The sequence below is a fragment of the Streptomyces sp. NPDC002324 genome (assembly GCF_053593335.1).
In genome coordinates this window covers 16,041-40,221 of the sequence record NZ_JBSFCF010000061.1, presented here as the reverse complement: position 1 = coordinate 40,221, position 24,181 = coordinate 16,041, and the positions used below count along the sequence as shown (strand labels likewise).

The following is a 24,181-nucleotide window of genomic DNA, read 5'->3' as shown; positions in this document are numbered from 1 at the left end:
TTGTTGGTGAGGACGGTGCCCTGGGCCTCCATGACGGCGAGGGGGGCGAAGTTCTCGGAGGCGATCATCTCCAGGGTGGACTGCTGGCGGTGCAGTTCGGCGTCGACGGCGGCGGCGACCTCGGGGTCCAGCTCGTGCAGGGGTGTGTTCAGAAGCGACATGCGTACGACCTCGTCTTCTCAGCCGGCGGTGCGTATTGAGCAACATGTAGAGCGATACGCAACATGGTCCAAGAGGGGCGGGGCCCGGTCAAGGGCGTCGACGGAGAACCGGCGCTCCGACGACGAAGCGCCCGGCCCGTCGACCACGACGGACCGGGCGCTTCACCGCTCAGCTCATCGCGGCTCGCCCGCGTACGGCGCCACGGTGATCCGGTCGATCAGCGGCGCGTAGCGCGAGCGGAGCAGCACGCCGGGGAAGGTGTCCGAGGCGTAGGTGGTGCCGTCGAAGTCGGGCAGCTCCTCGGAGCGCAGGGTGAGGGTGTTGCGGCCCTTCTTGAGGTCGACCGGGACGGTCAGCTCCCAGAAGTTGTTGCGGTGGAAGCTGTGCGGGAAGCCGACGCGTCGGGTCTCGCCGCCGTTGACGGTGAGGTCGGCGTGGCGGGCGAGCGGGTCCGGGTTGTAGTGGGTGGCCTCGGACTGCTCGGGGTTGGAGTAGCGGATGCGCAGGGCGTGAAGGCCGGCCCGGTCCGCGGTGACGGTGAAGGTCGCCGTGTTGCCGTTGCCCGGGTCGCCGCCGATCCCGCTGATCGCCGTGCCGTCGGTCGCCAGGGACAGCGGCGTGAGCGTGGCCGAGCCCGCGAGTTTCGCGTCCTTCGCCTCGTACGTACGCGTCGGGAGCGAGTCTTCCGTCGGCGTGACCGTGAGACGGTCGAGGAGGGTGGTGGCCGAACGGCCGGTGACCGTCACCTTGTTGACCCCGCCCGACAGGGAGACGGCCACGCTGTTCTTGGTCTTGGTCAGGCGCAGGACGTCGTGTCCGTTGACGGAGAGCCGGGCTTTCATGGTGTCGAGGGCGTCGACCTTGAGAGTCGCCTCGCGCTCCGCGGGGGAGTAGACCCAGAACGTGGCGGTCTGGTCCTTCGTGAGCCGCATCGCGCCCGAGCCGGTGGTGGGGGCCTCGGTCTTCTTGGGCAGCTCGTAGACGGGCTGCGCGCCCTTGGCCGGCCAGGCCAACTCGCCCTCGTAGACCTGGGTTTCGGCCGAGGGGTCGGGAAGGGACAGGGTGAGGCGGTCGACGATGGCGTCTCCCTGGGTGACGCGCTTGCCGTCGAGGCTCCGGGCGGCGAGCGTCAGGGTGTGCCTGCCCTTCGTGAGGCGCACCTTCGTGTCGGCGTGGTCCCACACCACCCACTTGTAGCCGAGCGGCAGATGCAGCTCCTGCTCGCCGTCCGCCTTGCCGTCCACGCGGAGGAAGACGTTCGTGGGGCCCTGCTCCTTCACCTTGTCGAAGGTGTTGAGGGAGTTGGCGAAGACGCTCAGGTCGTAGGTGCCGTCCTCGGGCACGTCCACCGCGAAGTCGAGGGTGACGTCCGAACCGGTGCGCAGACCGCCGACGTCGTAGCCGCCCGAGGTGTAGAACTTCGACACGTCGCGAGGGGAACCCTCCGGGCCGTTCTTGGAGTAGCCGGACCCGGTGTGGGCGGCGGCCTCCGCCTCGTAGGACGCCTTCCAGGAAGCGGGCGGGGTCTGGGTGCCCTTCGCCTTCCCGGCCGGGCTGAGGACGATCTCGTACGCCGACGACTCCTTCAGCGCCGGCAGCGCGCCGTCGCCGAAGCCGACGACGACCGTGCCGTCGTCACCGACCCGCAGGTCCGTCTCGGTGAGCAGCTTCGGGCCGGAGGAGTCGCCGAGCTGTCCGGTCCACTCGATCTCCCGCACCCAGGCGTGCACGCGCTCCCCGAACAGCTTCTTCGGGACGTCCGCGAAGGTGATGTGGCCCTTGCCGGTGGACCCGCCGAAGACCAGCCGGGCCTGCTTGCGCTTGTCGTCCAGTGTGGCGACGCCCTGCATGGTGTAGTTCTCGCCGGGGAACGGCGGGGTCACCTTCACCGTGTGGCCGCTCATCGAGGCGTAGGAGTTCAGCAGCCACCACTGCCCGTTGCCGCGGTTCGACTGCACCGCGGAGTCGGAGAGGTTGCCGTCGATGTTCCAGTACGCGATGTCGGCGTCCACCTTGGACTCCTCGATCGCGGACACCCACTGGATCATCTGGCCGGGGACGGAGGTGTGGTAGTTGAAGGCGTACTCGTTGATGTTGACGGGCAGTTCGGTGCCTTCCTTGTCGGTGCCCTTGAACACCTCCTTCTCCCAGCCCCGGTACTTGGCGACGCTCGCGCGCACCGCCTCGGGGTGGCTCAGCTCGTGCCAGGTGATCACCTCCGGGAGGGTGCCGGCGGCCACGGTGTGCTGGAGGAAGCCCTTCACCTGGTCGTAGAGGACGCTGGTGTTGGGGCCGGCGATGCGGGCGTCCGGCATCTTCTCCTTGATGAGCCGGTAGGTGCCGTCCCAGGCGGCGAAGAAGTCGTCCGGGTCGGTGAGCCAGCTGACCTTGTCGTAACTCCACTCACCGGTGCCGAACATGTTGCCCTCGGGCTCGTTGTACGGCACGAAGACGATGTTGCCCTGGTACTTCTTCGGCAGCTTCAGGACCTGGTCGACCTGGGTGGCGATCTTCTTCTCGTAGAGCCTGAGCTTCTCCTGCGGGGTGTCGCCCGGCCACTGGTACGGGAAGCCGCGGTGGATGTCGGTCATGTAGATGTACACATCGCCGTCGGTGGAGTCGGCCAGCGGCTTCACCACCTCCAGCGCGTCGGCCCCCGGGTGCTGCGGGCCGTCCTGCGCCTTGGTGGAGACCGTGCGCAGGCCCATGCCCTCCATCAGGTTGTTGGTGGGGACGTCCGGTCCGTACACGCCGTAGAGGGTGCCGGACGCGCCGCCGTGGAACGCGCCGGTGTCCGAGCCGAGGTCGACGGTGAGCTGTCCCTCGCGCACCACCGTGACGGTCGCCTTCACGGCCCGCCCGGCCGTGGTCCCCGCCACGGTGAACGTCCCCGGCCGGTCGTACTTCTCGGACGGTACGGCGTCCCAGGCGACGGGCGCGTCACGGTCGTAGCCGTCGGAGAAGGAGGAGCGGACGGTGGCGGGGAGCGCGGGGGCGGTCCCGGTCGTGGTGCGGACCTCGAAGGACGTCTTCGAGGGTTCCCGGAGGGTCGGCACGTCCCCGACGGTACCGGCCACCTGCGCGGGGCTGAGCGCCGCGTGCCACACGGTGAAGTCGTCGATCGCGCCCTTGAGCAGCGGGTCCGGCCAGAAGGACTTGCCGATGTAGCCGGCGGCCGTGGCCGAACCTTCCATCAGGTCCTTCGCCCTGATGTCGGTCTCGGCGGAGGAGACCGCCACTCCGTCGAGGTAGGTGGTGAGCCGGCCGGCGGCGGTGTCGAGGGTGACGGTGACGGTCTTCCACGCGTCGGCGGGCAGCATCGCATAGCCGCCGGCCTGTGCTTCCGCGCCCCCGCCGCCGGTGGTGACGGCGGTACGCAGCACCCCGTCGCCGTTGTAGGGGGTGCTGAAGAGGTACTTGGTCGTGTTGGTGCCCAGGTCGAAGATCCGCTGCCAGGACGCCTTGTCGCCGCTCCACTTCACGCGGGCGGAGACCGTCAGGTCGCTGGTGTCGCCGATCACCGCGCGGGGCAGCCGGACGTACGCGCCGTCGGAGGTGGGCGCACCGCCCGGCAGGGCCAGCGCACTGCCGCCGCCCGCGCCCGCCACGGAGCGGGCGGTGGTGCCGTTCACCAGGGTCGCCGTCAGACCGTTGCCCGAGCTGTCGGTGATCCGGCCGGAGGCGAGGTCGTCCTCGTCGAACGTGTAGCGGGCGGCGGGCGGGGGTGTGTCCGCCGCGTGCGCGGGGACGGCGGGTGCGGCCAGCAGGCCCGCGCCGAGTGTCAGGGCCACGGCGGCCGGTGCTCGGCGCCGGGCGGATCTGTCAGCGGATGGCATGGATCGCGTCCTCAATCCTCGGGTGACGGAATTCCGGTCGGCTCCACCTCGGTCGGCTGCTCGTCCATGCGCCGCCGCCCGGGCAAGGGCACGGAGGGGGTCCGGGGCGCGCGAAGCGGCCCTCGCGGGTGCCGGAAGGATCACTTCATCGAACCGGTTCGGCGAAGCTAGCACCGGGACTCCAGGCCAGCAATCCCTCCGACGCGGCGGATTTCCACGGTCTCTCCGGGTCCTCGAACGCGTCGCGAACGACGTGCCCCAGGTGTTGACAGGCTCCCTCGCAGTTTCTACCTTCACTTCACGCGAACCGGTTCGACGATCGGCGAGCACCCCTCGTCCGTCCCATCCCTCAGGACCACCGGACCGGTACTCTCTCCCGGAGGAGACGAACCGGTTCGAGTTAGGAGTCGGCGTGAACATCGGTGAGATCGCCCGGCGGGCCGGTGTGTCGCGCTCCACCGTCTCGTACGCGCTGAGCGGCAAGCGTCCGGTGTCGGAGGACACCCGCCGCAGGATCCAGCAGGTCGTCGACGAGCTGGGCTATCAGCCGAGTGCCAGCGCTCGTGCTCTGGCCAATGGCCGGACCAGTACGATCGGCCTGGTCTTTCCGCCGGCCGGGAATCACTACACGGGTATGCAGCTGGATTTCATCGGCAGTGTGGTGGAGGCCGCCGCGGCCTACGACTACGACGTCCTGCTCTCTCCGAGCGGCGTGGACAGTGACCGTTCCTTCCAGCGGCTGCTGGGTGAGCGGCGGGTCGACGGTGCGATTTTGATGGAGATCCGGCTGGAGGACGACCGGGTCGATCACCTCACCGCTCTGGACTTCCCTGCCATCGCCATCGGCCGCACCGCCCGTCCCGAGGGCGGCTGGTGGGTGGGTCTGGATCACACCGCGCTGGCGGCCGCTTGTGTGCACCACCTGGCGGACCTGGGCCATCGCCGGATCGCTCTGGTGAACCGGCCGGAGAAGTTGCTGCGGGCGGGGTACGAGTCGGCGCACCGTGGTCTGGACGGCTTCACCAAGGCCGCGGCCGAGCGTGGGCTGACCGTGCGGACGTACTGCTGCGGTGACGACGCGGCTTCCGGTCAGGAGTGTGTGCGGCGGATCCTGCACGACGATCCGGCCACCACCGCCCTGGTCACCCTGAACGAGGCGGCGCTGGGCGGCCTCTACCGGGGCCTGGCCCAGGCCGACCGCCTTGTGCCGCGCGACTTCTCGGTCACGGGTGTGGTGGCCGGCCGGTGGGCGGAGACGGTGACCCCGCAGCTCACCGCGGCGGACGTCCCCGCGGCCGAGATGGGCCGCCGCGCCGTCGAACTGCTGGTGGAACGGCTCGACCAGCCCGGCGCACGGCCCCGGCACCACCTGCTCGTCCCGCCGATCTCACTGCGGGCCAGCACCGGCCCGGCGGGCGTCCCGCCCGGCCCGCACACCGGGCCCACCGCGACGCCCTGACCCCGGCCCCCTCTTCTTCCTTCTCCTCCTCACTCCGTCGGACACCCGCCCCGCCCCCCGGCGCTGTCCGGCGCGCCCACCCTCAGCGACTCCATGTCCTCGGCACCCGCCGACCCCATGTCCTCGGCACCCGCATGCCAGAAACAGAGGAACCGTGATGAACAGCTCCGCAAGAAGGCGCCGACTGACCGCAGCGGCCTTGACCACCCTCGCCGTCGCCGTCGGTGCCACCGCGTGCGGCTCCGGCAAGGACGGCACCGGCGCCAAGGGCGCCGACAGCGGCACGTACACCGTGTGGGACCCCTACCCGCAGTTCGACAAGGGGTCGGCGTGGGCGAAGCTGCTCGACGACTGCGGTGCCCAGGCCGGTGTGAAGGTCAAGCGGACCGCGTTCGACACGAGCGACCTGTCGAACAAGGCGCTCCTCGCGGCGCAGCAGGACAATTCCGCGGACGTGCTGATCGTCGACAACCCGGTGGTCTCGACGCTGGCCGAGGCGGGCGTGCTGACCTCGACCGCCGACAACAAGCTGGACACCTCCCAGGTGGATCCCAACCTGCTCGCGGCCGGCCAGTCCGGCGGCAAGACGTACGGCACCCCGATCGGCGCGAACACCCTCGCCCTCTACTACAACAAGGAGGTGCTGAAGAAGGCGGGCGTCGACATCGCCTCGGTGAAGGACTGGAAGTCGCTGACGGCGGCGCTGGCGAAAGTCGACCGGGCGGGGAAGAAGGGCATCACGTTCTCCGCGATCGGCACGGAGGAGGGCAGCTTCCAGTTCCTGCCGTGGTTCTGGGGCTCGGGAGCACAGCTGACCGACGTCGGCTCGGCGGAGGCGGTGTCCGCGCTGACGCTGTGGAAGAACTGGCTGGACAAGGGCTATGCCCCGAACTCGGTCATCAACAACACCCAGACCACCAGCTGGCAGGAGTTCGCGACGGGCGACTACGCGTTCGCGGAGAACGGCACCTGGCAGCTGGCCAACGCGGAGAAGGCCGGCTTCGACTACGGCGTCATTCCCGTGCCCGGCGCTTCCGGTGGGAACGCCGCCGCCCCGACCGGCGGCGAGTTCGTCACCGTCCCCGTCCAGGGCGACACCGGCCGCTACGCCACCTCACGCAAGCTGGTCTCCTGCCTGACCGGCACGGAGAACCTGTTCGACACGGACACCACCCTGTCCTATGTGGCCCCCACCGGCGAGGTCCAGGACAAGCAGGTGGCGGCGAACGCCCAGCTGAAGCCCTGGGTGGAGGCGGTCAAGGCGGCCAAGGGGCGCACCAGTGACGATCTGGGCACCAGGTACCCGAAGATCTCAGAGCAGTTGTGGAAGGCCGTCCAGTCGGCTCTCAGCGGTGCCGAGTCCCCGAAGAACGCGCTGAGCGCAGCCCAGGCCGCGGTCAAGTGACCGCGGTGCAGCACAGGTTGACGAGGGTCACGACACAGGCCCGGCGCCGCCGCCCGGTGTCCCCGCAGTGGACCGCCTGGGCCTTCCTCACCCCCGTCACCCTCTACCTCGCCCTCTTCTACGCCTATCCGCTCTACCGCAACCTCGACCTGAGCCTGCGCGACTACACCGTCCGCTCCTTCGTCCAGGGCGACGCGCCGTTCACCGGCCTGGCGAACTACCGGACCGTCCTCGACGACCCGACCTTCGCGCCCGCTCTGCTGCACACCGTCGTCTTCACCGCCGTGTGCCTGTTCTTCCAGTACGCCCTCGGTCTCGCCCTCGCGGTCTTCTTCAACCAGCACTTCAAGCTCTCCGCCACCCTGCGGGCCCTGTTCCTCGTCCCCTGGCTGCTGCCGCTGATCGTGTCGGCCTCCACCTGGTCGTGGATGCTGAACAGCGACTCCGGCATCGTCAACACGGCGCTGGGTGTCGTGGGCGTCGACCCCGTCAACTGGCTCACCTCACCCACCTGGTCGCTGACCTCGGTGATCATCGCCAACATCTGGATCGGCGTCCCCTTCAACCTGGTCGTCCTCCACAGCGGGCTGCAGTCCGTCCCGGCCGGCCTGTACGAGGCCGCCGCCCTCGACGGGGCGAACGCCTGGCAGCGCTTCTGGCGGATCACCTTCCCCCTGCTGCGCCCGGTCTCCGCGATCACGCTGCTGCTCGGACTGGTCTACACGCTCAAGGTCTTCGACATCATCTGGATCATGACCAAGGGCGGCCCGGCAGATTCCTCCACCACCTTCGCCACCTGGTCCTACCAGCTCGGCTTCGGCAATCTCCTGCCCGCCTTCGGCCCCGGCGCGGCCGTCGGCAACCTGCTCGTCGTCGCCGCCCTGGTCTTCGGCCTGATCCATGTCCGGGTCCAGCGAAAGCAGGCACTGTCATGACGCGCCGCAGTCCATGGAAGACCCTCGTGGGGGTCGCGCTCACCGCGATCATGCTGTTCCCGGTGTACTGGATGCTCAACGTGTCCTTCACCCGCGACCAGGACATGCGCAAGAGCCCACCCGACCTCTTCCCCGCCCACGGCACACTGGACGGCTACCGCACAGTGCTGGACGAGCAGTTGCCCTATCTCGGCACCAGCCTCGTCGTCGGCCTCGGCACCGTCGTCCTGACCGTGGCCCTCGCCGCACCCGCCGGCTACGCGCTGGCCAGACTGCGCCCGCGCGGCGGCGGAGTGCTCGGCTTCGTGCTGCTCGCCGCCCAGATGATCCCCGGCATCATCATGGCGATGGGCTTCTACGCCATCTACCTCCAGCTCGGCCTGCTCCAGTCCGTCCCCGGCCTGATCGTCGCCGACTCCACCCTGGCCGTCCCCTTCGCCGTCCTCATCTTCACCGCCTTCATGTCCGGCATCCCCGGCGAACTGCTCCAGGCCGCGCAGATGGACGGAGCCGGGCCACTGCGCACCTTCCGGTCGATCGTCCTGCCCATGAGCCGCAACTCGGTCGTCACCGTCTCGCTGTTCGCGTTCCTGTGGTCCTGGTCCGACTTCGTCTTCGCCGCCACCCTGGCAAGCGGCGGCACCCACGAGCCCATCACCCTCGGCATCTACCACTACATCGGCAACAACAACCAGGAGTGGAACGCCATCATGGCCACCGCCGTCCTGGCCTCCCTGCCGGCCGCCGTCATCCTCGTCCTCGCCCAGCGCTACGTCGCCGCGGGCGTGACCGCCGGCGCCGTCAAGGACTGAACTCCCCCTTCCCCCCGCACTCCCGCTTCGAGAAACGAGTCGCCCTCCATGACCGCCGCACGACCCGGCCCGTCCTTCTCCCTCGACGACATCCCGTTCAGCACCCACGGCTCCTGGTTCGACATCTCCCCGGTCCTGGCGGAGAAGACGTACGCCGATGACCTCCACCTGGTGTCGCACCAGAACGGCATGCACGCCGTCCTGCGCCTCGTGCCGCTCGACTCCGCCACGGGCGAGCGGGCCGAGACGCACGTGGAGGCGACACCGGGGCTGCTGAGCTGGTCCGGCGCGGGCGGCCGGGTCGATCTCGCCTACGAGTCGCCGGACACCGTACGGCTGCGCGGCGAGGGACTCTCCCTGCGCCTCTGCGCTGCGGCCCGCACACTGACCCCGTTCAGCGGCACCTACTTCTTCCACGACGCGGCCGCCGGGGCCCATGTGTTCACGTCGTACGAGACCGGACGCCGTTACCGCGTCACCGTGCTCGACGGCACGGTCGCCGACGTGTTCGGCGGGCAGGCCCTCGGGAGCGCGGACCGGGGCCTCACCGTCACCGCCGGGCCGGACGGCCACTGGGAGGTCGCGGTCGAGGAACTCGACACGGCCCGCCGCCCGTTCGCGTCGACGGCGGCTTTCGGCGAGGTCGTCGAAGCGGCGCGGGACGCCTTCGCGAAGTTCGTCGACACGGTGGCTCCCTGGCGTACGGCGGCCACCCCGGCCGCCGAACTCGCCGCCTACGTCGTGTGGTCCGCGACCGTCCGCCCGGCGGGCCTGGTCACCCGGCCCGCAGTGCTGATGTCCAAGCACTGGATGGACAAGGTCTGGAGCTGGGACCACTGCTTCAACGCCCTCGCCCTGGCGCCCGGCCTGCCCGGACTGGCCCGGGACCAGTTCCACCTGCCCTTCGACCACCAGGACGAGACCGGCGCCCTGCCCGACTCGGTCACCCACTCCGAGGTCCTCCACAACTTCGTCAAACCCCCCATCCACGGCTGGACCCACGCCCGGCTGCGCCGTCGGCTGAGCACGCCCCAGGACCCGGCCGAACTGGCCGAGACCTACGACCGGCTGGAACGCTGGACGGCCTTCTGGCTCACCGCACGACGCGCCCCCGGCGCCGCGCTGCCCCACTACCAGCACGGCAACGACAGCGGCTGGGACAACGCCACCGCCTTCGACCCCGAACGCGTGGTCGTCACCGCCGACCTGGCCGCCTTCCTCGTCCTCCAGCTGCACGAACTGGCCGAACTGGCAACGCGGTTGGACCGACCGGACGACGCCCGCCGATGGACGCTGGCCGCCGACACGACCCGCACGGCGATGCTCGACCACCTCTGGACCGGCGACCGGTTCGTCACCCAGGGGGTCGCGAGCGGCGAGACCTGGCACAGCTCCAGCCTTCTCGACCTGATGCCCCTCGTGTTGGGCGAGCATCTGCCGCCCGCCGTCAGCCGCGCCCTGGCCGACCGCGTCGAGGCCCATCTGACCCCGTACGGCCTCGCCACCGAACTCCCGACCTCACCCCACTACCTCCCCGACGGCTACTGGCGCGGCCCGATCTGGGCCCCCGCCACCGTCCTCATCGAGGACGGCCTGCGCCGCGCCGGCCACCACCACCTCGCGGACGAGATCAGCGCCCGCTTCCGCACCCTGTGCGAAACCCACGGCTTCGCCGAGAACTTCGACGCCCTCACCGGAACGGGCCTGCGCGACCGCGCCTACACCTGGACCGCCAGCAGCTACCTCCTCCTCGCCGAGGCCCATGAGACCCACGGGAGGGGCGAGGCGCCGGCCACCGCCGAGGCCGCCCCCGGGCCGCTCCACCAGGTCACGCCGGGATGAACCCCGGCCACCAGGGCGGGACGTTCCCCGGGCACACGGGGTCGGGGTAGCCGTCGGGCATGCCGAGCCAGGTCACGAGGAACCAGCTGGACACCAGGGCGAGGACGAGCCCCACGGCCAGGGCCGCACCGGGACGGCGCCGGCCGAGGGTGCCGTACGGGACGGTCCACGCGGCCGCGGCCGCGATCCACACGAAGGGGGCGAGGAGCAACAGCGTCATGACATCGGCGGGACCGCTGCCGACGTCACAGGCGGCCCAGGCCCGCCCGACGGCGGTCAGGGACACCACCGCGGTCAGTCCCCCGAAGAGAACGCCGTGCACCATGCCCCTGAACCAGGGCCTCGGAGGGCTCGTCGGCCCCGCTTCCGTCACCGTTCACCTATCGCCGCGCGGACGGTGAGCGTAGCAACGAGACGCGGGTGCTTCGCGACCCCTACCGGGCCGACGACGAAGTCTGCCCGCACCTCCGCGACCGCGGCGAGATCAACTGGTTCGTCCACCATCCGCCCGCCTCGTTCCGGCCGGACTCCGAGGCCGTCGCCGACCTGCTGATGAGCGCGTGCCTGACCCAGTTGTCCCGCTGGGACGTACGAGCCCGGTACGCGAGCGGCGAGCTTCCCGCGCCCGGCGTCCACGGGCTGCCCCGCACCTGGCCGCACATCCGCGCCCTCTACCGACGCGCGGGCTTTCGGCAGGTGGGGGACACCGAGGTCATCCTGATCGCGTACGTGTCCGACCTGCCGCCGCACCGGCCGGGGCCGGACGTCACCGTCGAGCGCACGCTGGGGGAGTGCGGCACACGCTTCACGGCGTACGCGGCCGGCCGCGCACGGGGCTTCATCGAGACAGACACCGCCCTGTCCCGCCCCGAACGCCACACCAGGGGCGTGCGACTGGCCGACATCGGCAATCTGCACATCGACCCGTCGGCGTACGGCGACGGCCTGGAACACCGGCTTCTGGGGGAGGCCGCCGACTGGCTCCGGCTGTGCGGCGTGGAGCGCCTCCTCGCCTACGAGACCGTCTGCGAGACCGCCCGCGACGACGGCACCTCGATCGGCCACCTGACCTCGGCGGGCTTCCGGGAACTGACCTGCACCGACCGCCACTGGCAGCACGGCGCCTGACGTCCCGTGCACCGCGGGCCCGATACTCCCACCCGGTGAGAGTTTGGTAAGGCTGCCCTTATATTGTGTGATCGATACCCCCGGATGCCGCAGCCGCGCACCGGGGGCGCGATCCGCCCGCCGCAAGACAGGACCGACCATGCGCACCACTTCCCGCCGTCTTCTGGTGGCCCTCGCCCTCACCCCGATGCTCTCCGGCTGTTTCGCCGCCGGAGGGAACGGCTCGGGCGCGAGCGGGGAGTCGGGAGCGGGCGGGCGCCTGCGGATCGCCCTCGCGGTGCCGCCGGTGCAGGCCCTGTCGCCGTACAGCAACGACGCCACCGTGCTCAGCAAGCTCTCCGTGGCCGAAGGCCTCACCGCCCTGGACGAGGACGGCGCCGCCGCGCCCGCCCTGGCGAAGTCCTGGACACGGAAGAACGACACGACCTGGGTTTTCCAGCTGCGCAAGGCCACCTTCCAGGACGGCACCGACGTCACCGCCGAGTCGGTCGTCGACGCGCTCGACCACGCGAACAGGGCCACGACCAAGCCGCGCGTCCTCAGCGACGTCACGCTGACCGCCGTGGCGGACGACGCCGACACCGTCACGCTCACCACCAAGACGGCCGACCCGGTCCTCCCGCTGCGGCTCGCCAGCCCCGCCCTCGGCATCCTCGCCGAGAAGGCGTACGCCGACGACGGCACCGTCAGCCCCGTCGGCACCGGCACCGGCCCGTTCAGGATCACCAAGCTGACCGGAAAGACGAAGGCCACCCTCGACCGTTACGACGGCTACTGGGGCGGCAAGGCCAAGACCTCCGGCATCGACGTCAGCTGGATCGCCGACGGCACCGCCCGCGCCAACGCCCTGCGCGGCGGCGACGTGGACATCGCCGAATGGATCCCCACCGCCCAGGCGAAGCTCCTCGACGAGAACACCCGCCACGAAGTGCCGTCCGTGCGCACCGACAGCCTGATCCTCAACACCGGCGGTGGCCTCCTCGCCGACACGGGCCTGCGGGCCGCCGCCCGTGCGGCCGTGGACGGCGGTGTCCTCGTCGACTCCGTCTTCGGCGGATACGCCGACCCCGCGCAGGGGCTGTTCGGCCCGGCCGTTGCCTGGGCCGCCGACGAGCGGGTCGAGGTGACCGGCCGGGCGAAGGCCGCGACCACCGCCGAGGTCAAGGCGGAGACGAAGGGCAAGACCCTGCGTCTGGCCACATACACCAACCGCGCCGAACTCCCCGAGGCCGCCTCCGTCCTCCAGCAGCAGCTGGAGAAGGCCGGGTTCACCGTGAAGCAGGACGTACGCGAGTACACGCAGATGGAGGCCGACCTCCTCGCCGGCAGGTACGACGCCCTCGTCTTCTCCCGGGTCACGCTCCTCGACACCGGCGACGCGGTGGCCTACCTCGCCAGCGACTTCACCGGTGACGGCGTCTACAACATCGCGGGCCTGAAGGACGCCGAGGTCGACGCGGCCATCAAGTCCGCCGCCGCGGAAGGCGACACGGCGGAGCGGCAGAAGAAGATCATGCGGGCCGAGGCGGAGATCCTGCGCACCGACGCCGTCGTCCCCCTCGTCCACGAGAAGGTCGTACAGGGCATCTCCGACAACGTCGAGGGCGTCCTGCTCGACCCCCGCGAGCGCTCCCTCGTCGACGCCGACACCCACCTGAAGTAGCCGCCGATGAGCACCATGTCGCCGGCCGGCGCCCAGGGCCTCCCGACCCGGTGGCGCGCGGGGGCCGGCCGGATCACGGCGGGAGGCGCCCTGCTGGCCGCCGTCGCCTTCCTGCCCTGGCTGTCCGGTGTCGACCCCGCGCTGACCGTCCTGCGCGCCCGCTCCGCCGACCAGGACCCGACCCCGGCCCAGTTGAGCGCCGTACGTGAGCAACTGGGCCTGGACGAGGGGCCGTCCGCCCATCTCGCCCGATGGGCGGGCGGACTGGCGCGCGGGGACGCGGGCGTCTCCTGGGTGTCGGGTGAACCGGTGCTGCCGCAGGTGACGACCGCCCTCGCGGTCTCCGTCACGCTCATGCTCGGCGCACTGGCGGTGACCGTCGTGGTGGCCGCGCTCGTCTGTGCCCGCACCCTGCGCCTTGGTGCGCGGCGAAGGCTGCGGCACAAGCGTGCGGGCATCGGCGCCGCCGTCCTCGCCGCGCTGCCCAAGTTCCTGCTCGCCTCACTGCTGGCGACGGTGTGCGGGGTGTGGCTTGGCTGGTTCCCCTCGCAGGGGTGGGAGGGCCCGCGGTCGATGGTGCTGCCCGCCCTCGCCCTCGGCGTGCCCTCGGGGGCGATGATCGGCGGCCTGCTCGACCAGTCCCTGCCGGCGGCCTTCAACGAGCCGTGGGCACGCACCTGGCGCGCCTGCGGACATCGCGGCGGCCGCATCGCCCGCACCGCGCTGCGCCGCGCCCTGGCCGGGGTGCTCCCCCAGCTCCTGCCGACCGTCGTCGCCCTGGTCGGCGGCGCGGTCGCGGTGGAGAAGATCTTCGACATCCCGGGCCTCGGCCGTCTCGCGCTGGACGCGGCCGTCGCCCAGGACCTGCCGCCGCTGCAGACCGCGACACTGGCCCTGGTCCTGCTCGGCGTCTGCGCCGGCTTCGTGGTCCGGGCGGTGCGCCACGCCCTGCTCGGCCCGGCCCTGCGGGACGGCGCCCTGCCCGCCCTGCACCCGCCCGCGCTCGCCCGGACACGGTCGCTGCCCTGGGTCGTCGGATGCTGTGCGGTCGCCCTGCTCGCCCTGGTGGTGTCCGGTCTCCTGCGCGACCCCTTGCACGTGGAGACGACGGCCCGGCTGCTGCCCCCGTCCTGCGCGCATCCCCTCGGCACCGACTCGCTCGGCCGCGATCTGCTGGCCCGGCTGGGCCACGGGGCCGTGCGCACGATCGGGGCGGCCCTCATGGTGACCGTGGTCAGCGCCCTCGTCGGACTGGTCATCGGGACGGCGACCCAGGTGGGGGCGGGGCTGACCGACATCGTGGCGACCCTGCCGGCCGTCCTCGCCGGCCTTCTCACGACCGCGGTGACCGGGCCGTCGGTCTGGGGCGCCGCGTGCGCGGTGTGCCTGGTGGCCTGGACGCCGTACGCCGCGCAGGCGGCCGCCCTGCTCGAACAGGAACGGGCCAGCGGCCACCTGCTGGCGTCGGTCTCCTTCGGCGCGGGCCCCTCCTACCTCCTGCGCCACCACCTGCTGCCCGCGGTCCTGCCCGCGCTGGTGCGCAACGCCCTGCTGCGCCTGCCCACCACGGTCCTCGTGCTGGCCTCTCTCGGCTTCCTCGGCCTGGGCGAACAGCCGCCCACGCCGGAGTGGGGCCGTCTGCTCTCGGAGAACCAGCCCTACGTGGAGCTGGCCCCCTGGACCGTCCTGGGCCCGGCCGCCGCCCTCGTCCTCCTCTCGGTCCTGTCCGTCTCCGCGACGGCATGGACCCGTACCCGGCCCGGGACGGCACCCGCCGCCACCTGACGGGGGCCACGGGCGGGCGAGGCCGGGCGGTGTCAGCGCTTGCGCGCCACCGCCCCCAACTGGGGTACGACCACGGCCTCGTCGCCGGGATCGGGGCGCCACCGGGAGCAGGAGACGAGGCCCGGTTCCAGGAGGGTGAGGCCGTCGAAGTACCGGCCGACCTCGGCGGCGGAGCGTGCGGTGACCGGCGGCTCGGCGTTGGCGTTCCAGAACTCCATCGCCGCCGTCTGGAGGTCGCCGCCGAGTTCGGGCTCGGTGGTGGGGTGGGTCAGCACGAGGAAGCTGCCGGGGGCGAGCGGCTCCAGCAGCCGGCGCGCGACGGCCCGTGCCTCGGTGTCGTCGAGGACGAAGTTGAGGATGCCGAGGAGCATCAGGGCGACGGGCTCGGCGAGGTCGAGCGTCCGGCCGGCGATGCGCAGAATGGTGTCCGGGTCGTGCGCATCGGCGTCGATGTAGACGACGGCGCCTTCGTCTGTGCTGGTCAGACGGGTGCGGGCGGCCGCGAGGACGACCGGGTCGTGGTCGACGTACACGATCCTCGACGAGGGCGCGACGCGCTGGGCGATCTCGTGGGTGTTCTCCAGCGCGGGCAGGCCGGAGCCGATGTCGAGGAACTGCCGTATCCCGTGTTCCTCGGCGAGATGACGCACGGCGCGGGTGAGGAACCGACGGTCCGCGGACGCGATGTCACGGATGACGGGGATCATGCCGGCGACGTGATCACCGACCTGCCGGTCGACCGGGTGGTTGTCCGTGCCGCCCTGCCAGTAGTTCCAGACACGGGCGTTGTGCGCGGTCGTGGTGTCGGGCTGCTTCGGCGGGGTCGTGTCGGCCTGGCTCTCGCTCACGTCGTCCTCTCTTCGCACGTTTGAGGGTGCGGTGGGCGCGGGCGGTCGACACCCGCGCCGGCGTCATGTGGCGTCAGCCTCCCACGGCGAGGTACGCGGGCTTCCGACGGACGGACGGACGGACGGCTCGGCGGCCGCGCCGCATGCCTCATTCCGGGGCCCGCTCAGGAAGCAGCGGCCGCTTCCGCCGCTTCGGTGACGTGGTCGGCGCCCGTGGCCTCGTCCTGTGCCATGCGGAGGAAGCGCCGGATCGCCTCGACCGACATGTCGAGCGCCTCGGACGCGGAGTCCTCGTCACCGAACATCTGCACGGCCTCGGTGACGGCCACGGCCAGTTCGGTCTCCGCCTTGCGGACCTTGACCTCGGCCTTGTCCACGGTGTCGACGACCGCCAACTGGCGGCGCTGCTTCTCCTGGAGTCGCTGTTTGCGGGAAAGTGTCTTGTCGGAGCTCTGCACAGTCATGACCAAGATCATAATAGGGGGATCATGCGTTCTCCGACCTTCGTCTTCGGTACCGGGCGCAGCGGCTCGACCGCGCTGTCCCGCATCCTCAACGCCCACCCGGACGTGCTCAGTCTGAACGAGTACATGGCCTCGGTGGGCGACGCGTCCTTCCCGCCGGGGGAGGTGGACGGCGAGGAGTTCTGGCAGGCGCTCTTCCGGCCCGCCCCGCATTTCGAGCGGATGATCCGCAGCGGGGTTCCCCTGCCGGAGTTCCTCTACACCCGCCGCCCCGGCAGGTACACGGCGGAGACGACGGGCATTCCCGCGCTCTCCCTGATGGTGCTGCCCCACCTGACCGACGATCCGGACGGACTGCTCGACGAACTCCGTGCGGAGGTGCCCCGGTGGCCGAGGCGCACCGCCGCCGAGCACCACCGGGCCCTGTTCGGGCTGCTCTGCGTCCGGTTCGCACGCACCGCCGTCGTGGAGCGCTCCGGCTACTCGACCGGCTGGGCGCCGGGACTGCGGGCGGCCTTCCCGGACGCCAAGTTCGTGCACATGGTCCGCGACGGCCCGGACTGCGCCCTGTCCATGAGCCGTCACCCCGGCTACCGCGCGATCCTGCTGCTCCGGGAGATCAAGACACGGTCCGGCATCGACAGCTTCGCCGAGCTGACCTCCGAGCACCTCCGCGCACTGCCCCCTGACCTGGCGCCCCTGCTCGACGAACGCTTCGATCCCGCGCTCGTACGCGACCGCCACATCCCCGTGCGGACCTTCGGCGCACTGTGGTCCGAACTCGTCACCGAGGGAACGGAGTTCCTCGCCGGTCTCCCCTGCGACCGGCGCGCCACCCTCGCCTACGAGGACCTGCTGGACGACCCCGCCCACGAGCTGACCCGGCTGGCCGGCTTCATCGGCGTGGCCCCGCTGCCCCGGTGGCTGCACACCTCGTCCGCCCTGCTGGACCACGGTCGGCGCGGCTCCGCCCGCACCCTGCCCGCGGCCGAACTCGCCGCACTGCGGGCCGCGTGCGCACCGGGCGAGCGGGTCCTGCGGGCATAGCACGGCGGGCGGGAACAATCGGGTGGGCCGCCTCGTTGCCTTCCAGTCCGCACCTCGTCCTACTCCTGGGAGCATCGTGCCGAAGTCCACGCCCGCAACCTCCGTAGTCCTCCCCGCACTTCCGACCCCGAGCGCGCAGGCCGAGCGACTGATCGAGCTGGGCGTGCACGAACTCGCCGGACTCTCCGCCGACGAGGTCCGTACCTTCGCCGAGAGCGTCGAGGCCGCGGCCGCACCGGCGCCCGGCGACGGCGTCATGCTCGCGGTCCACCCGGACCTCGTCCCGGCCTCCGCGCTCGCGCCGCTGCTCCGCCGGGGCGACAAGCCGGGCTTCGTCGTCACCGACATGTCCGACGTCGACCGCTTCACGCCCTGTGCCGTGGAGGTGCCCGACGCCCGCCTCTACCTCGTCACCGGTCTCGACCGGGGCGATCACCTGAGCAACTCGAGCCCGGAGGAGGCGTTGCCCGCGCTCGCCGAGGAGGACCGGACCCCGCTGCTGCTCACCGAGGGCATCCACTGGGTGCTCCAGCAACCGGCGGTCCTGGAGCGCAACCACTGCTTCATGACCCTCGGCTCCCGGCTGCGCAAGGAGAACGGCACGCTGGACGCCCGGACCCCGGCGGTCTGGATCAGCAACGGCACCGGGCGCGAAGGCGTCGAGCGCCGCGACGCCCCCAAGGTCGGCTGGTGCTGGTGGGGCAACCGGCACACCTGGCTGGGCTTCGCCTCCGCGACGAGGCGCGGGGCGCTGGACCGTCAGGAGACGGGGCTCCCGCCGGCCGGTGTGTGACCCGGCCGCCGGTGGCCGGCGCACGTGCCGCGTGGCTCCGGTCGGCCGTACCGCTCGGTGAGGGGTGCGAGTCGGTCCGTCAGATCCGTCAACTGCGCCGGTCCGACGCGGAGCCGGGCGAGGCCGCCGCGCACGGCGGCCTCGTAGGTGCCGCTGCTCCGGTGGACGAGGGCCGCACCCTCGTCGGTGAGGGTCACATGGGTCGCGCGCGCGTCTCGGGGGCAGCGTGAGCGGGTGAGCCGTCCCAGGAGTTCCTGACGGGAGACGCAACGGGAGGCCCGGCTACGGGAGAAGGCGAGCGACGCGGCGACATCGGTGATGTGCAGGAAGCGGTACGGGGAGGCGTGCAGGAGGGACAGGACCGCGAGTTCCTCCCAGGCGATTCCGAACTCCCGCCGCAGGGTCCGGCTCACCGAGGTTTCGAGCAGACGGCTGAACCGGGCGAGGGTCTCGCAGGCCCGGACGTCAGCCGTGCCGGGGGCTTCCTTCATGGGGGAGGGCTCGTTTCCTTGAGGCGTTCGACGCGTCGGTGAGGGAGGGGGCGAATCCCCGTGAGGAGCCGGCGGTTCACCCGGCCAGCGGGTCGGGGGCCGGCCGCCAGGGGCGGCACAGGGCGAGGAAGCTGCCCGTCGCGGCCAGCGCGAGGCCGAGGACCGACACGGCCATGGGCAGGGCGGTGGTCCGGCCGCCGAGGCCGGCGAGGGCGGGAGCGAGCGCCCCCATGAGGAACTGGGTGCTGCCCAGGAGGGCGGAGGCGCTGCCCGCCGCGTGGGGGGCGCGTTGCAGGCACAGCGCTGTGGTGGTGGGCAGGATCATGCCGACCGGGCAGGCGGTGAGGAACAACGCGGCGGCGATCCAGGGCAGGCCCGCGTGGGTGGCGCCGACCAGGAGAACCAGGGCGGTCCCCGCGGCACCGAGCAGCGCCAGGCCGGCCGCCAGGACGCGGTGCGAGGGGAAGCGGCCGAGCAGAAACGTGCCGTTGAGCCGGCCGGTGACGACCATGCCGAGCGAGTTGACGGCGAAGATCAGGCTGTACGTCTGCGGGGAGGCGCCGTAGATCTGCTGCAGGGTGAAGGAGGAGCCGGCGATGTAGGCGAACAGCGCGGCGAAGCCGAGGCTGCCGGTGAGCAGATAGCCGGTGAAACCGCTGTCGCGGAGCAGGCCGCGCATGGTGCGCAGGGTGGCGGGCAGTCCGCCGGAGCGGCGGCGCGTGGTCGGCAGGCTTTCGGACAGACGCGTCGCGGTGACGGCCAGGACGACCAGGCCCAGCAGGGTCAGGGCGGCGAAGACACCGCGCCACGAGGTCAGGCGCAGCAGCTGGGCACCGAGCACGGGGGCGACGATCGGTGCGGTGCCCGACACCAGCATCAGGGCCGACAGCAGCCGGGCGGCGGCGAGTCCGTCGTACAGGTCCCGGACCACGGCGCGGGCGATGACGATGCCGGCGGCTCCGGCCAGGCCCTGGACCAGACGCATGGAGATGAGAGCCCCGGGGCTCGGCGCGAGCGCGCACACGGCGCCCGCCGCGACGTACACCGCCAACCCCGCCAGCAGGGGCCGCCGTCGGCCGAGGGCGTCGCTGAGCGGGCCGATGACCAGCTGGCCCACGCCGATGCCGATCATGAAGGCGGTCAGGGTCAGCTGGGTGACGGCCTGTGAGATGTGCAGGTCGTCGCCGACCTGGGGGAGGGCCGGCAGATAGAGGTCGACGGTGAGCGGACCGAGCGCGGTCAGCGACCCCAGGACCAGGACGAGGGCCGGACGGCCCAGGCGGCCGGGCGGCCGCGGGCCGGGGCGGTGGCGTTGCGGGGTCTCGGTGGTCCGGGGTGTCTCGGACATGGGTGTTCCCGGGGGTGTGGACGGGCGCGGTGCCGCTCCGCGGCCTCGGTGCCGAGGCCGCGGAGGGGGCCGGGGAGGGGGAGTTGCCGTGTCAGCGGTCGAGGTGGGCCAGCAGGAGGTTGGGGTCCTCGTTCGTGAGGTAGGCGGCGCTCGGGACGTACACCGTGTGGTCGTGGACCGCGATGGAGGTGGGCGTCCGCAGGCCGTCGGCCGCGGTGAGGACGGCGGTGTGCGTGCCGTCGGGGCGTACGAGGTCGACCTCGTTGTCGTCGCGGGCGGCGAGGAGGGTGTCGCCGCGGCCGGTGAAGGCGAAGTCGTCGATGTACGGCATGCCGCTCGCGTGGACCTCGATCTTTCCGGCCCTGCCCCGCGCGGTCACCGGGATGCGCAGGACGGTGCCCCGGTCGAGGTTGGTGGCCCAGACGGCGCCGTTGTGCAGCTTCAGGCCGTTGGCGCCGGCGAAGGTGGTGGGCTTCAGCGCCTTGCCGTCGGCCCACACGGTCGCGTTCCCGCCCTTGGCGGGAACGCGGTAGATGACACCGTGCACGGAGTCGGTGGCGTACAGGCGGTGGGTGCGCCGGTCGAGGGCCAGGCCGTTGGGCAGTCCGTCGGCGGGGAGGGCCGCGATGCGCTGCGGGCGGCCGCCGGGGCGGACGGCCCAGATGCCGGTGAGGTCGGCGGTGCCGGTGGCGTAGGTGACGTAGAGGGTGCCGTCGTCGGCGCGGGCGATGCCGCCGACGAACGCCTTGCCCAGGTTGGGGGTGTGGGGCTTCGCCGGCGCCGGCAGGGTGGCCAGGACGTGTGTGCGGCCGGACGGGGTGACGCGGACGATCTGCCGGGCGAAGGAGAAGGTCAGACAGGCGACTCCGTCACGGCCGACGGTGATGTTCTCGGGCTGTTGCCCGGCGGCCAGGTCGAAGTGGGCCGCGACGCGGGGCCGGGAGACGGGTTCGGTGGCCGCGGTGGCGGTCGTCGCGGTGGCCAGCAGGGCCACGGCCGTCGCGAGGACGGTGAGCGAGGAGCGGGCGTGCACGGGTCGGTTCTCCTGAAGCGGGTCGGTGGGAGGGGACGCTCCGTTGCCGGCCCTTGGCATGACCGGTGACAGGGCGGAGCGTTGAGGTGATGAGGGCAGGCGGGTCGGCCGGCTCAGGGGGCGACGATCTTGATCGTGCTCGCCCAGCCGTGGCCGCCTTCGCGGAGCTGCAGTGCCATGTGCAGCAGCTGGAAGCCCTCCAGCTCGCGCGCGTGCCCGAGCGCGCCGACGTCGACCGGGTTGAGCCCGCCGGAGGTGACCAGGTCCGCGACCTGCTTGCGTGCGGCCTCGTCGTCGCCGGCGATGAAGACGTCGAGCGGGGTGCCGTCCACCTGTGCGGCGACGAGGGTGGTGGCGAACGTGGTGTTGAAGGCCTTGACGACGCGGGTGCCCGGCGCGGCGGCTTCGGCGATCCGCTCGGCGGCGGAGGTGCCGGGGGCGACGACGAGGGCGTCGAACGCGGCGTCGACCGGGTTGCTGATGTCGACCAGCACCTTGCCGCTCAGCCGTGTTCCGTAGCGGGCCGTGAGCTGCTCGGCCGCGCCGAAGGGCACCGCGAGGACCACGATGTCCGCGCCGTCCACGGCGGAGTCGTCGGCGGCGACGGCAGTGCTGCCCCCGCCGGCGTCCCCGGCGCGCAGCTCCTCGACGAGCGCCATGGCCTTGGCGGGGTCCTTGGCGGTGATCGTGACCTCGTGGCCGCCCGCCAGGGCACGGGTGGCGATGCCGCGGGCCATGCCGCCCGCTCCGACGATGGTGATCTTCATGAGGGTCGGCGCCTTTCGCGATGGTGGGTGCGGTACTGCTCGGCCTGGTCCGGGCTCAGTTGCCGGCGGGGAAGAGGGAGCGGTTGGCGATGTCGATGATGAACGGGCCGACATGGGTGGGGTAGCGGTCGACGATGGCCTTCTTGTACGCGTCGCCGTCGTCGCCGAGGAGTTCGTGGGCGTCGGTGAGGTAGCGGCGGATGTCCTGGTAGATCTCGGGGCCGGTGGGCAGGCCGTGGCCGGCGAGGACGGTGTCGTAGCCGGTCTGGGCGGCGAGGAGGTCCAGGGCGTGTTCCCAGCCGGTGATGTCGTTGTTGCCGAGGTAGAGGTGGACGTCGTTGTAGACGAGGTCCTGGGCGACGAGGACGCCTTGTTCGGGGAGCTTGACGAGGAGTTCGTCGGCGGCCTCGCCGCCGGAGACGGCCTCGAAGACGAAGGGGACGCCGTCGATGGTCTCGGTGCCGGGGGTGAGGTCGACGGTGGGGGTGAAGTCGGTGAGGGGGATGACCTGGCCGGTGGGCAGGTGGCTGTCGCCGCGGGCGATGATCTGTTCCCGGACCTGGGGCAGGGCGTGGACGGGTACGTCGAAGCGGGCGGCGCCGTTGTAGTGGTCGGGGTGGGCGTGGGTGACGATCAGGCGGTCGAGGGGCTTGCCGAGGCCTCGGGCGTAGGTGATGGCCTCGTCGGCGTAGGCGGGCAGGAGCTGGGCGTCGATCGCGATGATCCGGGCGGGGGTCTCGATCAGCTGGGTGGTGGTGTGGAAGGTGTCGGCCGGGGACATGTAGCTGTGGATGCGGACCGCGCCCCTGTCGAGGACCGTGACCGTGCCGTTCATGAGGTGCTCCCTGCGGTAGGGGCGGCGTCGCGCCGCCTTGACGTCCTCCACTCTCTTCGGAAAACCGCAGGCGGACGAGATACCCTGGCGACAGGGCATGGTAGATCGAGGACATCTGGAGATCGTGATGCTTCCCGCGCGTCCGGACGGCGCCGACGTGTCCCCCGGCGGTCCCATCCTTCGGCTCGACTTCGATCCGCCCGAGGAGCACGTCCCCGGCTTCGAGGTCATCGACCTGGCGACCCTGCACGAGCGGCGCCGGCGCAGGGGCAGGCGGCCCGATCTGGTGCACCGGGTCGACTTCCACACGCTCACCCTTGTCACCGAGGGCAGCGGCGAACACGCGATCGACTTCGTGACCTATCCGTGCCGCCCCGGCACGCTCCTGTGGGTCCGTCCCGGCCAGGTGCAGAGCTTCGTCCGGCCGGGCACGGCCAACGGCACGCTCCTGCTGTTCACGGCGGCCTTCCCGCCCCACACCAGCAGCGCGGACCGGCTGGTCGACGAGTGGTACGGGTCGGCGTGCCGGCAGCTGGGCGCGAGCCCGACCTACGCGGTGCTGTCCACGCTGATGGGCCAGATCCGGGCCGAGTACGGCCGGCCGGCCCAGAGCGTGTCGGCGGAGATCCTTCAACTGCTGCTGGCGACCGTGCTGTTGCAGATCGACCGGCTGCCCCACCCCGACAGCGGCGCCGGCCCGCAGGCCGGCGGCGAGGTCTACGCCCGTTTCCGCGCCGAGCTGGAACGCTCGTACGCCACCACCCGGCGCGCCGCCGACTACGCCCACCACCTCGGCTACACCGTCAAGACCCTCACCCGCGCCTGCGTCGCCGCCACCGGACAGCCCGTCAAGCCCGTCATCGACGGCCGCGTCGCCCTGGAGGCACAGCGGCTGCTCGCCCACACCGACGAGCCGGTGGCCACCATCGCCCGCCGCCTCGGTTTCCCCGAACCCACCAACTTCGGCAAGTTCTTCACCCGCCACACCGGCGTCACTCCCGGCGCCTTCCGGCAGACGCACCAGAGTCAGGGCCGCGCGTAGGCACTCGTAGGAGAACGCGCGAACGCTCGGCGGCGGCCGAGGAGGCCACCACCGCGCGTTCGGTACCGGGGCGTGTGTCAGCGCTTGGTGCGGTACTCCTGTGCGGAAGTGAGAGGGGCAGCGGGAACCTACCGCCGGTAACGCGCTGGTGTCGCCGGCCGGGACGCAGGAGATCGAAGCTTGACCGCGTGGTCCGGGCCAGGTCTCGGGGCCGGGCCACGGATGTGTCCGGACGGTCGCGGTATTGGTGAGTTCTTGACCCGGGGTCTCTCGCGCGGTTCACGGGGAGCGGCGAAGAATCGGCCGGAGTGAGGGCGAGGGCGGGTCGTTGACCGTGCCCCGGGCGCGCGTCGGCGACACGCGGGTGATGAACCTCGTCCGATCATGGGAATACCTGACGAGTCAGGTAATGTTGTCGCGAGAGCCGCCGCGTCCGACGGGCGGCACCCCCTCGTCACGAGGGCTCCCCCCCCGCGACTTCGGCCA

20 protein-coding genes and 1 pseudogene are annotated in these 24,181 nt (G+C 71.7%); 11 read left to right on the top strand and 10 right to left on the bottom strand.

The genetic code is table 11. The features are described from left to right. Both ACWCRJ_RS42130 and ACWCRJ_RS42125 read right to left on the bottom strand, forming a co-directional pair. Nucleotides 1-161 (bottom strand): annotated as a pseudogene (locus ACWCRJ_RS42130) (serine hydroxymethyltransferase); the annotation flags it as partial. A 174-nt stretch (nucleotides 162-335) separates the two neighbouring features. Continuing rightward, on the bottom strand, nucleotides 336-3,998 hold the full coding sequence (locus ACWCRJ_RS42125; protein ID WP_450944278.1) for a LamG-like jellyroll fold domain-containing protein: 3,663 nt from the start codon (nucleotides 3,996-3,998) through the stop codon (nucleotides 336-338). A 412-nt stretch (nucleotides 3,999-4,410) separates the two neighbouring features. On the opposite strand from ACWCRJ_RS42125, the gene ACWCRJ_RS42120 reads away from it, so the two are divergent. From ACWCRJ_RS42120 to ACWCRJ_RS42100, 5 genes are all read left to right on the top strand, one after another. Next, on the top strand, nucleotides 4,411-5,457 hold the full coding sequence (locus ACWCRJ_RS42120; RefSeq protein ID WP_450944277.1) for a LacI family DNA-binding transcriptional regulator: 1,047 nt from the start codon (nucleotides 4,411-4,413) through the stop codon (nucleotides 5,455-5,457). A gap of 157 nt (nucleotides 5,458-5,614) precedes the next feature. Then, the gene (locus tag ACWCRJ_RS42115) at nucleotides 5,615-6,862 is read left to right on the top strand and encodes a sugar ABC transporter substrate-binding protein (protein ID WP_450944276.1); all 1,248 of its coding nucleotides are present in this window, start codon (nucleotides 5,615-5,617) and stop codon (nucleotides 6,860-6,862) included. A 17-nt stretch (nucleotides 6,863-6,879) separates the two neighbouring features. Continuing rightward, a complete protein-coding gene (locus ACWCRJ_RS42110) occupies nucleotides 6,880-7,797 on the top strand; it encodes a carbohydrate ABC transporter permease (protein WP_450944275.1) in 918 nt (305 codons plus the stop codon). Further along, the gene (locus ACWCRJ_RS42105) at nucleotides 7,794-8,609 is read left to right on the top strand and encodes a carbohydrate ABC transporter permease (protein WP_450944274.1); all 816 of its coding nucleotides are present in this window, start codon (nucleotides 7,794-7,796) and stop codon (nucleotides 8,607-8,609) included. The genes ACWCRJ_RS42110 and ACWCRJ_RS42105 overlap by 4 nt, the downstream gene beginning before the upstream one ends. A 48-nt stretch (nucleotides 8,610-8,657) precedes the next feature. Continuing rightward, nucleotides 8,658-10,451, top strand: a complete 1,794-nt coding sequence (locus ACWCRJ_RS42100) for an amylo-alpha-1,6-glucosidase (protein WP_450944273.1) — start codon at nucleotides 8,658-8,660, stop codon at nucleotides 10,449-10,451. Here the strand turns inward: ACWCRJ_RS42100 and ACWCRJ_RS42095 are convergent. Next, nucleotides 10,438-10,776, bottom strand: a complete 339-nt coding sequence (locus tag ACWCRJ_RS42095; RefSeq protein WP_450944272.1) for a hypothetical protein — start codon at nucleotides 10,774-10,776, stop codon at nucleotides 10,438-10,440. The genes ACWCRJ_RS42100 and ACWCRJ_RS42095 overlap by 14 nt on opposite strands. A 95-nt stretch (nucleotides 10,777-10,871) precedes the next feature. Here ACWCRJ_RS42095 and ACWCRJ_RS42090 point away from each other — a divergent pair, with 95 nt between their 5' ends. From ACWCRJ_RS42090 to ACWCRJ_RS42080, 3 genes are all read left to right on the top strand, one after another. Next, entirely contained in the window at nucleotides 10,872-11,579 is a 708-nt protein-coding gene (locus ACWCRJ_RS42090) for an N-acetyltransferase (RefSeq protein ID WP_450944271.1), read from the top strand. A 139-nt stretch (nucleotides 11,580-11,718) separates the two neighbouring features. Then, complete coding sequence (locus ACWCRJ_RS42085) at nucleotides 11,719-13,242, top strand: ABC transporter substrate-binding protein (protein WP_450944270.1); 1,524 nt, start codon at nucleotides 11,719-11,721, stop codon at nucleotides 13,240-13,242. 6 nt (nucleotides 13,243-13,248) lie between these two features. Beyond that, nucleotides 13,249-15,027: an ABC transporter permease subunit gene (locus ACWCRJ_RS42080; RefSeq protein ID WP_450944269.1), complete on the top strand. Its 1,779-nt coding sequence runs from the start codon at nucleotides 13,249-13,251 to the stop codon at nucleotides 15,025-15,027. A gap of 32 nt (nucleotides 15,028-15,059) precedes the next feature. Here the strand turns inward: ACWCRJ_RS42080 and ACWCRJ_RS42075 are convergent, their stop codons facing one another. Next, nucleotides 15,060-15,875 carry an SAM-dependent methyltransferase gene (locus tag ACWCRJ_RS42075; protein WP_450944268.1) on the bottom strand — a complete coding sequence of 272 codons (816 nt, stop codon included), beginning with the start codon at nucleotides 15,873-15,875 and terminating at the stop codon, nucleotides 15,060-15,062. Between the two features lie 164 nt (nucleotides 15,876-16,039). Next, a complete protein-coding gene (locus tag ACWCRJ_RS42070) occupies nucleotides 16,040-16,339 on the bottom strand; it encodes a hypothetical protein (RefSeq protein ID WP_450944267.1) in 300 nt (99 codons plus the stop codon). A 24-nt stretch (nucleotides 16,340-16,363) separates the two neighbouring features. Between ACWCRJ_RS42070 and ACWCRJ_RS42065 the strand changes: the two genes are divergently transcribed. Next, nucleotides 16,364-17,386: a sulfotransferase gene (locus ACWCRJ_RS42065; protein ID WP_450944266.1), complete on the top strand. Its 1,023-nt coding sequence runs from the start codon at nucleotides 16,364-16,366 to the stop codon at nucleotides 17,384-17,386. A 76-nt stretch (nucleotides 17,387-17,462) separates the two neighbouring features. Next, nucleotides 17,463-18,179: a DUF5701 family protein gene (locus ACWCRJ_RS42060; RefSeq protein ID WP_450944265.1), complete on the top strand. Its 717-nt coding sequence runs from the start codon at nucleotides 17,463-17,465 to the stop codon at nucleotides 18,177-18,179. Here the strand turns inward: ACWCRJ_RS42060 and ACWCRJ_RS42055 are convergent. The 5 genes from ACWCRJ_RS42055 to ACWCRJ_RS42035 all read right to left on the bottom strand — a co-directional run bounded on the left by ACWCRJ_RS42055 (nucleotide 18,146) and on the right by ACWCRJ_RS42035 (nucleotide 22,653). Then, on the bottom strand, nucleotides 18,146-18,670 hold the full coding sequence (locus tag ACWCRJ_RS42055; RefSeq protein WP_450944264.1) for a MarR family winged helix-turn-helix transcriptional regulator: 525 nt from the start codon (nucleotides 18,668-18,670) through the stop codon (nucleotides 18,146-18,148). The two genes, ACWCRJ_RS42060 and ACWCRJ_RS42055, sit on opposite strands and share 34 nt — an antisense overlap. Nucleotides 18,671-18,746: 76 nt before the next feature. Beyond that, nucleotides 18,747-20,018 carry a multidrug effflux MFS transporter gene (locus tag ACWCRJ_RS42050; RefSeq protein WP_450944263.1) on the bottom strand — a complete coding sequence of 424 codons (1,272 nt, stop codon included), beginning with the start codon at nucleotides 20,016-20,018 and terminating at the stop codon, nucleotides 18,747-18,749. 91 nt (nucleotides 20,019-20,109) lie between these two features. Further along, on the bottom strand, nucleotides 20,110-21,051 hold the full coding sequence (locus ACWCRJ_RS42045) for an SMP-30/gluconolactonase/LRE family protein (RefSeq protein WP_450944262.1): 942 nt from the start codon (nucleotides 21,049-21,051) through the stop codon (nucleotides 20,110-20,112). A gap of 113 nt (nucleotides 21,052-21,164) precedes the next feature. Further along, nucleotides 21,165-21,818, bottom strand: a complete 654-nt coding sequence (locus tag ACWCRJ_RS42040) for an NADPH-dependent F420 reductase (RefSeq protein ID WP_450944261.1) — start codon at nucleotides 21,816-21,818, stop codon at nucleotides 21,165-21,167. A 55-nt stretch (nucleotides 21,819-21,873) separates the two neighbouring features. Continuing rightward, complete coding sequence (locus ACWCRJ_RS42035) at nucleotides 21,874-22,653, bottom strand: MBL fold metallo-hydrolase (protein ID WP_450944260.1); 780 nt, start codon at nucleotides 22,651-22,653, stop codon at nucleotides 21,874-21,876. A 97-nt stretch (nucleotides 22,654-22,750) separates the two neighbouring features. On the opposite strand from ACWCRJ_RS42035, the gene ACWCRJ_RS42030 reads away from it, so the two are divergent. Next, the gene (locus ACWCRJ_RS42030) at nucleotides 22,751-23,695 is read left to right on the top strand and encodes an AraC family transcriptional regulator (protein WP_450944259.1); all 945 of its coding nucleotides are present in this window, start codon (nucleotides 22,751-22,753) and stop codon (nucleotides 23,693-23,695) included. The last annotated feature ends 486 nt before the right edge of the window (nucleotides 23,696-24,181 follow it).

Coding starts and splice junctions, on each gene's coding strand:
- ACWCRJ_RS42030 (WP_450944259.1), top strand. CDS start 22,751: ATGGTAGATCGAGGACATCTGGAGATCGTGATGCTTCCCGCGCGTCCG.
- ACWCRJ_RS42105 (WP_450944274.1), top strand. CDS start 7,794: ATGACGCGCCGCAGTCCATGGAAGACCCTCGTGGGGGTCGCGCTCACC.
- ACWCRJ_RS42125 (WP_450944278.1), bottom strand. CDS start 3,998: ATGCCATCCGCTGACAGATCCGCCCGGCGCCGAGCACCGGCCGCCGTG.
- ACWCRJ_RS42080 (WP_450944269.1), top strand. CDS start 13,249: ATGAGCACCATGTCGCCGGCCGGCGCCCAGGGCCTCCCGACCCGGTGG.
- ACWCRJ_RS42070 (WP_450944267.1), bottom strand. CDS start 16,339: ATGACTGTGCAGAGCTCCGACAAGACACTTTCCCGCAAACAGCGACTC.
- ACWCRJ_RS42085 (WP_450944270.1), top strand. CDS start 11,719: ATGCGCACCACTTCCCGCCGTCTTCTGGTGGCCCTCGCCCTCACCCCG.
- ACWCRJ_RS42115 (WP_450944276.1), top strand. CDS start 5,615: ATGAACAGCTCCGCAAGAAGGCGCCGACTGACCGCAGCGGCCTTGACC.
- ACWCRJ_RS42035 (WP_450944260.1), bottom strand. CDS start 22,653: ATGAACGGCACGGTCACGGTCCTCGACAGGGGCGCGGTCCGCATCCAC.
- ACWCRJ_RS42100 (WP_450944273.1), top strand. CDS start 8,658: ATGACCGCCGCACGACCCGGCCCGTCCTTCTCCCTCGACGACATCCCG.
- ACWCRJ_RS42065 (WP_450944266.1), top strand. CDS start 16,364: ATGCGTTCTCCGACCTTCGTCTTCGGTACCGGGCGCAGCGGCTCGACC.
- ACWCRJ_RS42095 (WP_450944272.1), bottom strand. CDS start 10,776: ATGGTGCACGGCGTTCTCTTCGGGGGACTGACCGCGGTGGTGTCCCTG.
- ACWCRJ_RS42040 (WP_450944261.1), bottom strand. CDS start 21,818: ATGAAGATCACCATCGTCGGAGCGGGCGGCATGGCCCGCGGCATCGCC.
- ACWCRJ_RS42055 (WP_450944264.1), bottom strand. CDS start 18,670: ATGAAGGAAGCCCCCGGCACGGCTGACGTCCGGGCCTGCGAGACCCTC.
- ACWCRJ_RS42050 (WP_450944263.1), bottom strand. CDS start 20,018: ATGTCCGAGACACCCCGGACCACCGAGACCCCGCAACGCCACCGCCCC.